The sequence below is a fragment of the Blautia wexlerae genome, assembly GCF_013300825.1.
GTDB lineage: Bacteria > Bacillota > Clostridia > Lachnospirales > Lachnospiraceae > Blautia_A > Blautia_A wexlerae_B.
The window spans coordinates 15,275-28,145 of the sequence record NZ_JAAIMY010000023.1 but is presented as its reverse complement, the minus strand read 5'-3'; the positions used below and the strand labels follow the sequence as shown (position 1 = coordinate 28,145).

Below are 12,871 nucleotides of genomic sequence, written 5' to 3'. Positions count from 1 at the left end.
AGGAGTTAGGAAAGAATGAAGAAACTTATGGAACAGATGGCGGAAGAACTTTCCGCAGCATTTGAAAAAGCCGGATACGACCCATCCTACGGAAAAGTAACCGTATCCAACAGACCGGATCTTTGCGAATTTCAGTGCAACGGTGCTATGGCAGGAGCCAAAGTATACAAGAAGGCACCGTTTATGATCGCTGATGATGTAGTAGCATACTTAAAAGACAGTCAGGTTTTCTCCATGGCAGAAGTCGTAAAACCAGGATTTATCAATTTGAAAGTAAAAGGTGAATTCCTTGCAGATTACTTAAAGGAAATGGCTGCAGACGAGAAACTTTCCGTATCAGCAGCAAAAGAGCCGAAAACAATCATCATCGACTACGGCGGACCAAATGTTGCAAAACCTCTTCATGTAGGACATCTTCGTTCTGCAATCATTGGCGAGAGTATTAAGAGAATTGGCCGTTTCGTAGGTCATAAAGTAATCGGTGATGTTCATCTGGGAGACTGGGGTCTTCAGATGGGACTGATCATTACAGAACTGAAACACAGAAAACCGGAGCTGGTTTATTTTGATGATTCTTATACAGGAGAATATCCGGAGAAAGCACCATTTACGATCAGTGAGCTGGAAGAAATTTATCCATGTGCAAGCGGCAAGTCCAAAGAGGATGAAGCGTACAGAAACGAAGCTCTGGAAGCAACTCATCTTCTTCAGCAGGGCAAACCGGGATACATGGCTCTCTGGAACCATATCATGAACGTATCCGTTACAGACCTGAAACGCAACTATGACAAATTAAACGTATCGTTTGATCTCTGGAAAAAGGAATCCGATGCACAGCCATATATTCCAGGAATGGTTGAGGAGATGAAAGAAAAAGGATTTGCCTATGTAGATCAGGGCGCACTTGTAGTAGATGTAAAAGAAGAGAACGACACAAAAGAGATTCCTCCATGTATGCTTCTGAAATCAGACGGAGCTTCTCTCTATACAACTACAGACCTTGCAACAATCGTAGAGCGTATGAAATTATTTAACCCGGATGAGATCCTGTATGTGGTAGACAAACGTCAGGAACTTCACTTCATCCAGGTATTCCGCTGTGCAAGAAAGACTGGGCTTGTAAAAGATGATACAAAGCTTTCCTTCCTTGGATTCGGAACCATGAACGGAAAAGACGGCAAACCGTTCAAGACAAGAGAGGGCGGCGTTATGCGTCTGGAAACTCTCATTAAAGACATCAACGAAGAGATGTTTACCAAGATTGTTGAGAACCGCAGCGTGAAAGATAAAGATGCGAAAGAAACTGCAGAGATTGTAGGGCTTTCAGCCATCAAATACGGTGACCTTTCCAACCAGGCTACTAAGGATTATATTTTTGATATTGACAGATTTACATCATTTGAAGGAAATACAGGTCCGTATATCCTTTATACAATTGTTCGTATCAAATCTATTTTGAACCGTTTTACAGAAGAAGGCGGCAACCTTGAAGCAGGTACAATCCTTGATCCTGTAAACGACAGCCAGAAGAACCTGATGCTTCAGCTGACAGGTTTTGGTGCAACCGTAGAGAACGCCTTTGAAGAAAAAGCACCGCATAAGATCTGTGCATATATTTACGAAGTATCCAATGCATTCAACAGCTTCTATCATGAGACAAAGATCCTCAGCGAAGGGAACGAAGCACAGAAAGCTTCCTTCATCCAGTTGCTGAAACTCACTAAGAAAGTTCTGGAGACATGTATCGATCTTCTTGGATTTTCTGCACCGGACAGAATGTAAAAATAAGATTCATCAATAAATCAACTTGTTGGTATGCTAGTTACTGTTCACACACCACTATCCCGCGAGGTGTTTTGGCATGAATATGCCAAAATCCCGAGACATACAAGCCAAAATTTCATTGCCGCAGGCAATCTGGAATGAATTTTGGCTACGTTACTGAGAACGGAGTGAACAGTAACGTATACTAAGCCCTGTTTACATATATTGTAAATGGGGCTTTTCAAAAAGAACGAAATGTGCTATCATGTATTTATCTAATCTATACGTGATGAAATTCTTTCATCACATTTTCCATTTTTATTTTAAACGAATTGTGAATATCTGCTTGGCTCAGATAAACTGCGGAGCAGTTATTCGGTTATGAGCAAGTAGCAAATCTGATGATTTTATCTGTTTGACAATTGAACAGGAGGTGAACCAGTGAATTTATCTGGAACTGTATTAAAAGGGCGTTACTGTATTCTGGATCCTGTTGGAAAAGGCGGCGGAGGGAAAGTTTACCTTGCCAGAGATCTGGAACTAGGCGTTTTGTGGGCGGTAAAAGAAATACCGGTATCCGACAGAAGTGAAGCTCGTATGCTTTTGAAACTTTCGCATCCGTCTTTGCCAAAGATGATAGATTACATAGAAGATAACCGAAAATGTTACCTTGTTATGGAATATGTCAGGGGAAAATCTCTGGGTGAGTATTTAAGAGGCGGAAAACATTTTTCCATAAATGAAATCGTTAAATATGGAATGGAGATTTCAGATGTATTCTCCTATTTTCATGGTCGGAAACCACCGGTTTATTATGGAGATCTGAAGCCTGACAATCTGATGCTGGGTGAGAATGGAAGATTATATCTGATCGATCTGGGCGGTGCTGTAAACGGATATAAATATCACCATAAAGTATGTACAGGCACTGCCGGTTTTGCCGCGCCGGAACAATATGAGGGAAAGATAAATGCAGCAACAGATATTTATACATTTGGAAAAACATTATCTGCCTTATGTGGAAAAACAGATTGTCTGTTATTCATCCGGAACATGTCATTATTCTGGCTTATTTTCAGATGCTGCATGAAGAAACCGGAAATGCGTTATCAAAATATGAAGACTGTACAGAAAAAACTAAGCAGAATCCAGAAGAGACAAAATCAGAGTAAAATTAAAAACATGTTGGTTTTGGCAGGGAGCAGTATTGCTTTTGCAGTAATAACTGTTTTTCTTCTGTTTAGTTCTGATCTGGTATCCGGCTCCAAAACATTTGATTTTTATGAAGAGCTAACTGATATTACAGACCTTTATTATCAGGAAGAATTTCAAAACGGCAGTAAAGCGGACAGGGAAAAAATTTGTGAACAGGCAGATACCGGACTGCGGAAATTACAAAAACAATGCACTGAAAAAGAGGAGTCCAGAAAGATATTACAGATTCTGGCAGTAAACAGTGAGTACCAGGAAAATTATGAAAATGCAGGATTCTACTATGAGCAAATGCTTCTTTATGATGAAACTTACAGAGCCGGATACGGTGAATATGGAATGTTCCTGTTCCGTACCGGGAAAAAGGAAGCCGGTCAGGCACTATGGACAGAATATAAGTCGAAAGAAACAATGTTAGACGATACAGTCAGCAGAAATCTGAGATTGTGGGAAAAGGAGATGGCTAAGAGTGAAGAAAAATCATAACAGACTCTGGATTGTGACATTTGTATGTTTATGTCTGTGTCTGACTTCGACTATCTCTGCCATGCAGATGGGAGGTTTTGATATTGATGTAGGAAATGGAGAAAGCAGTAGCTGGCAATGGCAGGAACAGCAGTGGAATCAGAGCAGTTGGGAGAATACGTGGGAAAATAACCGGCAGACTGGAGACAACACATCAGAAACTCCTGTACAGAACGATCAGGCCCAGGACAATGGATATCAGTATGATTCTGATATAGAAAACGGAACACAGGATAATATACAGCAATGGGATGGTGTACAGCAGAATAACACTGACTGGAATAACAGCAGTCAATGGAACAATAATTCTCAGTGGGATAATAATTCCCAGAATAATAATGTTCAGAGTAATAATGTCCGGAATAATAATTCTGCATGGAACGCTCAACCTCAGACAGATAACAATATGCAGATAACATCCCGGACGGATAATGAATCCGCTGTTAAGATATCAGAAAAACCCACCCCAACATCAATACCTGTACCAACACCTAAACCTGCGAAAAATCCGAAGCCGACAAAAACACCCAAATCAACTCAGCCCCTAACTCCTAAGCCGTCAAAAAAGAAAAATAAGAAGAAACAAAATAAAGCAAAGAAAACAGAAAAAGAAAACAAGAATACAGGTAATTCCAAAGTGTTTCAGAATAAAGAAAACCAGGGGGATACTGTTGAATACACGCATGTAAAAGATGAAGCTGTTAAGTTTCATTGCACACAAAATACAGATAGTTTCCATACCCCGCGAATTCAGATAATATCCCGGGGCTCTGTTCAGATTCTTTCTTTTCGGCTTAACAAAACAGAATGTCCCTGGCATTGGGAAGGAGACTGGATCATACCGGATACGGAAGATGAAAATGTAAAAGAAATAGAATTGTTGGTTATCTCTCAAGGCGGAAAGCTGATAAAAATGAATCCCCGGATTTTTTCCTCATAGACGCTTCAGGAAAACAATGCTATAATTTATCATATTATATCAATTTTTTTGAGACAGGAGGAACCTATGTACAAAGTAATTTTGTTTGATTTAGATGGAACATTAACAGAATCCGGAGAGGGTATCACGAAATCTGTTCAGTATGCACTGGAGAGAATTGGAAAGCCTGAACCGGACCTTGAGAAACTGAAGGTTTTCATAGGACCGCCGCTTATGGAGATGTTTATGCAATATGCACAGATTGATGAGGCAACCGCAAAACAGGCGGTGGAAATTTACAGAGAACGCTATTCTGTGACAGGAATCTTTGAAAATGCCGTATATCCGGGAATTGAGAACATGCTGGCACAGTTGGAGAAGAAAGGATATATTCTCGCAGTAGCATCCTCTAAACCGGAAGTATATGTGAGACAGATCATGGATCATTTTGGACTTACCCGGTACTTCACAGAAATCGGCGGAAGCGAATTGAATGGTCGAAGAACAAACAAGACAGAAGTGATCGAAGATGTTCTGAAACGTCTGAATATGGACAAACACAGAGATCAGGTTATTATGGTTGGAGATAAAGAACATGATGTATACGGAGCACGCAAAGCTGGCCTGGAATGTATTGCAGTTTCTTTCGGATATGGAACTGAAGAAGAGCTAAAACAGGCAAAACCTCTGAAAATCGTTGATTCTGCAGAAGGAATCGTAGATTTTTTCGCCTGAGCCCTCTGCGAAAACAAAATATTGTTTCTAAAATCTGGAGGGCAGGATATCCGGCAGGAATCCATTTTGTGATTTCGCAGATCGTTGCAGGGACTGCGTTGGCAGTATTTGCAAGAACAGCAGAAAATTCGGCAGAGACATACTATAATTACACGATTTTTCTCACAGGCTTAACAGGAATCCTGGCTATGATCCCGGCATTGTATTTTTATCGAAGAGATAAAGTTAGAAGAATTGCTGGCGGCCTGATCCCGGCGCAGAAAAAAGTACCGCTTTCTATATCGGAAACAGTTCTTTTACTTCTGGCAGGAGCCGGATTTGCACAATATGGAAACTTCCTGATGGCAATACTTCAGTCATTTATCAACAGCAGCACCTATCAGGAGAGCATGACCAGAATTACAGAAGGAAAATCACTTTTTATGATGATTTTCTGGATGGGAATCGTTGCGCCGGCAGCAGAGGAAATGATCTTTCGCTGGTTAATCTATCTGCGTCTGCGTGACTGGATGAAGCTGCCGGTGGCAGCAGTGATTTCCGGAGTGGTCTTTGGTATATATCACGGAAATATCGTGCAGGGAATATACGCAAGTATCCTCGGAACTGCATTTGCATGGATACTGGAAATGAGTGGAAATATTTACAGCAGTATGCTGCTCCATATGGGAGCAAACATCTGGTCACTGCTTATCTCAGAATATGCACTGGATTTGTATTCCATGAAATATGGGGTACAGATTCTCATATTAATCTATCTGATTCTGTTGATCAGTGTGGTATATTGCCTTACCCATTTCGAAAAGATGTGCAGTATAAGAAAAAAGAAAAGAATGATATAAAAATAGAGACAAGATAAAGACATCTGCAATTGTGGAATGACAGTACACATGCAGGTGTCTTTGTTATTAGAAAAAAGATTATGTTAAGGCAAAAAGAAAATAATCAGTATACGGAAATTTAGATGTACTGGAAAGAGTAAAACCTAACAGTTTGATTAGGATTCGGAAATAACCTTTTACTGAATTAAACAGAGAATATCTGTTTGACAAATAAGTATTTAGCTATTAAGTACTTGACAGATACAACAGTATTCTGTATTATGAATGTATCAATACAACTAATACACTAAGTACACACATAAAATAAAACAACACATCATGAAACACGTAACAGAAAGGAGGAATCACCAGTGATTGTTTTGGATTATCAGGACAGGCGTCCAATCTATGAACAGGTTACAGATAAATTTCAGATCCTAATCCTGAACGGTGTCCTGCCGCCGGGATCGCAGATGCCGTCAGTAAGGCAGCTTGCCACAGAACTGTCCGTCAATCCCAACACGATCCAGCGTGCATATATGGAGCTGGAGAAACTGGGACTGATCTATCCTGTAAAAGGCAGAGGAAATTTCGTAGCAGACAGCTCTCAGGTACAGAAGATAAACAGAGAGAGCTACCGAAAAGAATTCACAGCACTGATACAGAAAGGCAGAAACACAGGATTCAACAGAGAGGAACTGGAGAAAATGCTTGCGGAAATCTTTGAAAAGGAGGACGAATCATGATAGAGATCAGAAACTGCAGTAAAGCTTTCGGAGAGATCCATGCCATTGACCATGTATTAATGGAAATCGGTGAACGCCAGATTTTCGGACTGGTAGGGACCAACGGTGCAGGAAAGAGCACGCTGCTTCGAATGGCTGCCGGAGTGATAAAGCCGGACGAAGGAGAAATCCTGGTGGATCAGGAACCGGTCTATGAGAATGAAAAGATAAAACAGCAGATATTTTACATTTCAGACGGTGGATATTTTCCACAGGGATATACGGCAGCAGATCTGAAAGATTTCTACAGAGAATATTATCCGGACTTTATGACTGACCGTTACAGTAAATTAATGGACCAGTTTCATCTGGATGAGAAACGCAGGATCAGTTCCTACAGCAAGGGAATGAAGAAACAGCTTCTGGTCATTATGGGAATCAGTGCAGGGACAAAATATCTGTTATGCGATGAAACGTTCGATGGACTTGATCCGGTCATGCGTCAGGCAGTAAAGAGTCTGTTTGTGTCTGAAATCATGAATCGGGATTTTACCCCGGTGATCGCATCTCATAATATGAGAGAACTGGAGGACGTGTGTGACCATGTAGGATTCCTGCACAAAGGAGGAATTCTTTTATCCAGAGAACTGGAAGACATGAAATTCCATATCCATAAGATCCAGTGTGTACTGCCGGATCAGACAAAAGAAGAAGCACTTTTGAAAGAATTGGACGTTTTAAAGAAAGAACATCAGGGATCACTTCTGATACTTACTGCAAGAGGGACCAGAGAAGAAATACTTCAGAAAGTACAGACACAGAATCCAATATTCTGCGAAGTGATTCCATTGACACTGGAGGAGATATTTATCAGCGAAACGGAGGTGGCAGGCTATGAAGTCAAAAACATTTTCTGGTAGATCATTAAGAAGCAGCTTAAAAGGCAGTACCTGGATTCTGGTGCTGTTGTTACTGGGGTTTATGGTTGCATTTCCGGTAGCAGAACTGATGCTGATCGGAAATCAGACGGATGAAATCCACAGGATGACTTTTGCCATGATCTGTTCCTATCTGATAGTTCCAGGCTTTTTGGTTACAATGCTTGCGGCCGTTGTAAATGCCCTGAATGAATTCTGGTATCTTTTTTCCAGAGATAAGATTGATTTTTATCACAGTCTTCCGGTAACAAGAAGCAGGTTCTTTTGGGAAAAAGCAATCAGAGGTTTGGTGCTGTATCTGGTTCCATATGTGATCATGGAACTGATCACAATGGCGATCGCAGTCAGCAAAGGACATGGTAGTCATCTGATCACGGCAGCGGGGAAAATGTTTCTGGAACATTTGCTTATGTATCTGCTGCTGTATTTCGGAGCAGTGTTGGCACTGGCAATTGCGGGAAATATTCTGGCAGGTATTCTGTCATTATGCTGTGTTTACCTTTACGGACCGGTACTGGGCATTCTTTTATGGGTGCTGGAAATGATGTATTTCAGAACGAATATGGGACTTAAAGAGGGAATGGCAGAAAAGATATCTGTTTTTCTTTCACCTGTATCTATTTCCGTGGCATTGCGGACTTATTCAGGACAAAAGAATTTCTGGATCATTATAGTGGGCGGGATACTGCTTCTGATTGTTCTGGCAGTATGTGCATATCTGGCATATACAAAGCGTCCAGCTGAGAAAACAGGAAAATCTTTTGTTTACGGATTTCTGGAACCAATCCTTTTGTTTATGGTCGTAATCCCTGCTGCTCTGGCAATTGGAACGATGTTTGCGCTGATCGGACCGGAAGAGAACAGGACTGGCTGGTGGATATTCGGGCTTGTGCTGGGGACAGTTGTATTTTATGGAATTTTGCAGGTTATTTTTGCAATGGATTTCCGTAAAATGGCAGCACATAAGCTGCAGCTTATGCTTTTGGGAATATGTGTAGCTGTCAGTGCCTGGATATTACACACAGATGCCATCGGATATGATACAAGAATTCCGACAATGGCAAAAACTGAGGGAATCAGTCTGAATCTGGAGTGGATAGGAACTGAGAGTGTGAATGAACCGCAGATGGAAGTGAGTTCTGGTTCATATAAACTGGACAGACTCTTTTATTTTATGGGCGGAAATTATGGCAGATGGACAGATGCAGGAATGTCAGATAAAATCTATGAAGTGTTAAAAGAAATTGCGTCTTATCAGAACAGTAAGGAGTGCAGCGGAACAGAAATAGGAGTTCAGTTTAAAAAGAAGAGCGGTTTCGATATTACCAGACAATATATAGTGACAGCGGAGCAGCTTGGCAGACTGCTGGAAGCATGCTATGAGCAGGGAACATTAAAAGATAATAAATATGATATTCTGGAAAAGTACAGACAGAAAGTGTCTTTTATAACAGTAGATCCTTTAAATGAATTAGATGATCAGTACTCTGTAACATTGGAAAAATCTGACAGTCAGAAGCTGCTGGATCTGCTGAAACAGGATATAGCAGAAGCCTCACCGCAGGAACTTATAGGAATCCCGTGTGGACAGATGGAGCTTTACGCTACTTCCTATGCAGATATGGATGAGCATATTGCACCGGAATCCTATGCAGAAGTAGGAAGATATATTTTCCCGACATTTAAGCGGACACTTGTTTTCCTGAAAGAAAAAGGTTATGCTTTTGTTATGGAAAAAGAAAATCTGAAACAGTACGATTATTCAGTGACATATAATGCAGAAGAAATGGATGTCACAGATTCTGAACAGAAAGAAGAATTAGCCCAGAGCCTGATCCGTGAATTGGAGTGTCCGGCATGGCTGGAAACGGAGGCGGGTGTGAGTGTGAAAGTGGCTCTGAACAGTACAGAGTCTGCCGGAGAATCGCTAAACGGAATAGAGTTTGCTGTACTGAAAGCGAAAGAGCCGGAATTTATAAAGAAAATAGTAGAAACTGGCGAGGAAGAAGAATGAAGAAAGCAGTTCGTCTGGACAAGTTCCTGGCAGATGCAGGAGCAGGAACCAGAAGTGAGGTAAAAAAATTTATTCAAAAAGGAAAAGTCCAGGTCAACGGTGTGCCTGCAAAGAAATCGGAGATCAAGGTCAGTGAAGAGGATGAAGTAGTTCTGGACGGAAACAGAATTTCCCAGGCACCGGAATTTGTCTATTATCTTCTGCACAAACCGGCAGGGTATGTTAGTGCCACAGAAGATAAGCGGGACAAAACAGTGATGGAACTTGTAGCATCAGACAGAAAAGGCCTGTTTCCGGTGGGAAGACTGGACAAAGATACGGAAGGACTGCTTCTGATCACAGACGACGGAGCACTGGCGCATGAATTGCTTTCTCCAAAGAAACATGTGGACAAGACCTATTATGCGGTTACAGACGGATGTATGACCAAAGAGGATGTGCAGCGCTTCGCAGATGGTCTGGAAATCGGAGAAAAAAATCCCACAATGCCGGCAAAACTGAAGATCCTCAGTACAAGAAAAGTTGAAGAGACAGAACTGGAACAGTACCCGTCAGGATGGTCATCAGAAATTCAGCTTACGATCAAAGAGGGGAAATTCCATCAGGTCAAGCGAATGACAGAAGCAGTAGGAAAGAAAGTCGTCTATCTGAAACGAATTTCCATGGGAGTATTGACATTGCCGGATGATCTCAAAAAAGGCGAATGCCGACAGTTGACTGCAGAAGAAGAAAAGAGATTAAAAGAAAGTGTTGTCATAAAATAAGTAAAATTGTAAGAATACATGGTTGATTGTCCGCTGATATAATGGACATTATAACATGTGTCGGTAAAGTGCAGGAAACTGAGTTTGTCAGAAGCAGATCAGAACCTGGAAGAAACTGTAAAAATAATAAAAAATTTGCAAAAAACCCTCTTTACATGGAGGGTTTTTGTATGCTATACTACAGAAGTTGCGAGTCATGCGCATCTATTGCGCGTGCAAAAATATACACGTTCGGAGATTCCCGCGGATGGTGCCCTGCGGTGTGAGGCTGGGTCCCCAGGAAAAAGAACCGGGCGGAAGAAATTAACCAAAAAGGAGAACAAACATGAGCGTTATTTCAATGAAACAGCTTTTAGAAGCAGGCGTACATTTCGGACATCAGACAAGAAGATGGAACCCTAAAATGGCTCCATACATCTACACAGAGAGAAACGGTATCTACATCATCGACTTACAGCAGTCTGTAGGTATGGTTGACGATGCTTACAATGCAATCGCTGATATCGTAGCAGACGGTGGAAGCATCTTATTCGTAGGAACAAAGAAACAGGCTCAGGATGCTATCAAAACAGAAGCAGAGCGTTGCGGACAGTTCTATGTAAACGAGAGATGGTTAGGTGGTATGCTTACAAACTTCAAAACTATCCAGAGCCGTATTGCAAGACTGAAAGAAATCGAAGCTATGGAAGCTGATGGAACATTTGACGTTCTTCCTAAGAAAGAAGTTATTGAGCTGAAAAAAGAACTTGCCAAATTACAGAAAAACATTGGTGGTATCAAAGAAATGAAGAGACTTCCGGATGCAATCTTCATCGTAGATCCTAAGAAAGAAAGAATCTGCGTACAGGAAGCTCATACATTAGGAATCCCGCTTATCGGTATCTGCGATACAAACTGTGATCCGGAAGAACTGGATTATGTAATTCCGGGTAACGATGATGCAATCCGTGCAGTAAAATTAATCGTTTCCAAAATGGCAGACGCTGTTATCGAAGCAAAACAGGGTACTGCAGATGTAGACGGTGAAATCGAAGCTGAATCTGAAGAGTTCGCAGCTACAGAAGAATAATTTTTTGAACCAGTACAGGAAAGCCGACAGGCTTTCCTGTCATTGAAAAAGGAAAAGCCCCTCCGGGCGATTTACGAATATTATTCAGGAGGAAAATGAAATGGCTATCACAGCAGCACAGGTAAAAGAATTAAGAGAAATGACCGGCGCCGGAATGATGGATTGTAAGAAAGCTCTTACAGCTACAGAAGGTGATATGGATAAAGCAGTAGAATTCCTTCGCGAAAAAGGTCTTGCTACAGCACAGAAGAAAGCAAGCCGTGTAGCAGCAGAAGGTCTTTGCAAAACTTTAGTTTCCGAAGACGGAAAGAAAGCAGTTGTTGTAGAAGTTAACGCTGAGACAGACTTCGTAGCTAAGAATGAAAAATTCCAGAACTACGTTGCAGATGTAGCAGCTCAGGCTATGAACACAACAGCAGCAGATATCGATGCTTTCCTTGCAGAAGCATGGGCACTTGATACAACTAAGACTGTTAAAGAAGCTCTTGCAGCTCAGATCGCAGTTATCGGCGAGAACATGAACATCAGAAGATTTGCTCAGGTTACAGAAGAGAACGGTTTCGTTGCTTCCTACACACATATGGGCGGTAAGATCGGTGTTCTTGTAGACGTTGAAACAGACGTAGTTAACGATGCTGTTAAAGAAATGGCTAAGAACGTAGCAATGCAGATTGCAGCTCTGAAACCACAGTACACAAGCGATAGCGAAGTAAGCGCAGAATACATTGAGCATGAGAAAGAAATCCTTATGGCTCAGATCCAGAACGATCCGAAAGAATCCCAGAAACCGGCTAAGGTTATCGAAGGAATGATCACAGGACGTATCAAAAAAGAGCTTAAAGAAATCTGCCTTCTTGACCAGACATACGTTAAAGCTGAAGACGGAAAACAGTCTGTAGCTAAATACGTAGAGCAGGTTGCTAAAGAAAACGGTGCTAAGATCACTGTTAAAGGTTTCGTACGTTACGAGACAGGTGATGGTATCGAAAAGAAAGAAGAGAACTTTGCAGAAGAAGTTGCAAAACAGATGGCACAGTAATCTGGTTTTTGCAGAACTTTAAAAAGAGTCTTAAAACCCTTGAAAATCCAGTATTTTCAAGGGTTTTTCTTATATACACCACTTCATATATTGCATTATAAATTCATGTAACTTTTTAAACGGATTTTCGTAAAATGTTCGTCATGGTTTTCGTAAAACCTGCGTACGAACTTCTTAACGAAAACTTCGCATGATTTTTAAGAAAAATGTGGCGATTTCGGTAGCTAACTATAAAGCAATTTATAATACTTGCAGGAATAGAGGTTCAAATTGCAAAAAGATTTGGGCAGTAGTAGGAAGGTTGGAAATGTGGTATGATTGAGAACAGGACATAAGAGAAAACAGGAAC

11 protein-coding genes are annotated in these 12,871 nt (G+C 41.2%); all 11 read left to right on the top strand.

From position 1 onward, the window contains the following. The first annotated feature begins 15 nt into the window (after positions 1-15). A complete protein-coding gene (gene argS / locus G4417_RS12035) occupies positions 16-1,782 on the top strand; it encodes an arginine--tRNA ligase (protein ID WP_173683589.1) in 1,767 nt (588 codons plus the stop codon). Positions 1,783-2,205: 423 nt separating this feature from the next. Next, the gene (locus G4417_RS12030; RefSeq protein WP_173683588.1) at positions 2,206-3,462 is read left to right on the top strand and encodes a serine/threonine protein kinase; all 1,257 of its coding nucleotides are present in this window, start codon (positions 2,206-2,208) and stop codon (positions 3,460-3,462) included. Beyond that, a complete protein-coding gene (locus tag G4417_RS12025; protein WP_173683587.1) occupies positions 3,446-4,441 on the top strand; it encodes a hypothetical protein in 996 nt (331 codons plus the stop codon). The genes G4417_RS12030 and G4417_RS12025 overlap by 17 nt, the downstream gene beginning before the upstream one ends. Positions 4,442-4,507: 66 nt before the next feature. Next, a complete protein-coding gene (locus G4417_RS12020; protein ID WP_173683586.1) occupies positions 4,508-5,155 on the top strand; it encodes an HAD-IA family hydrolase in 648 nt (215 codons plus the stop codon). A 68-nt stretch (positions 5,156-5,223) separates the two neighbouring features. After that, a complete protein-coding gene (locus G4417_RS12015; protein WP_330598301.1) occupies positions 5,224-5,994 on the top strand; it encodes a CPBP family intramembrane glutamic endopeptidase in 771 nt (256 codons plus the stop codon). A 350-nt stretch (positions 5,995-6,344) separates the two neighbouring features. Then, a complete protein-coding gene (locus G4417_RS12010; RefSeq protein WP_019162114.1) occupies positions 6,345-6,719 on the top strand; it encodes a GntR family transcriptional regulator in 375 nt (124 codons plus the stop codon). Then, positions 6,716-7,618, top strand: a complete 903-nt coding sequence (locus tag G4417_RS12005) for an ABC transporter ATP-binding protein (protein WP_055058424.1) — start codon at positions 6,716-6,718, stop codon at positions 7,616-7,618. Before G4417_RS12010 ends, G4417_RS12005 begins: the two co-directional genes overlap by 4 nt. After that, positions 7,593-9,650, top strand: a complete 2,058-nt coding sequence (locus G4417_RS12000; RefSeq protein WP_118617321.1) for a DUF6449 domain-containing protein — start codon at positions 7,593-7,595, stop codon at positions 9,648-9,650. Before G4417_RS12005 ends, G4417_RS12000 begins: the two co-directional genes overlap by 26 nt. Continuing rightward, positions 9,647-10,414 (top strand): pseudouridine synthase, encoded by a 768-nt coding sequence (locus tag G4417_RS11995; RefSeq protein ID WP_055153046.1) that lies wholly within the window; start codon positions 9,647-9,649, stop codon positions 10,412-10,414. The genes G4417_RS12000 and G4417_RS11995 overlap by 4 nt, the downstream gene beginning before the upstream one ends. Positions 10,415-10,739: 325 nt before the next feature. Further along, positions 10,740-11,483 carry a 30S ribosomal protein S2 gene (gene rpsB / locus G4417_RS11990; RefSeq protein ID WP_055153048.1) on the top strand — a complete coding sequence of 248 codons (744 nt, stop codon included), beginning with the start codon at positions 10,740-10,742 and terminating at the stop codon, positions 11,481-11,483. Positions 11,484-11,583: 100 nt separating this feature from the next. Then, the gene (gene tsf, locus G4417_RS11985; RefSeq protein ID WP_008703687.1) at positions 11,584-12,522 is read left to right on the top strand and encodes a translation elongation factor Ts; all 939 of its coding nucleotides are present in this window, start codon (positions 11,584-11,586) and stop codon (positions 12,520-12,522) included. The last annotated feature ends 349 nt before the right edge of the window (positions 12,523-12,871 follow it).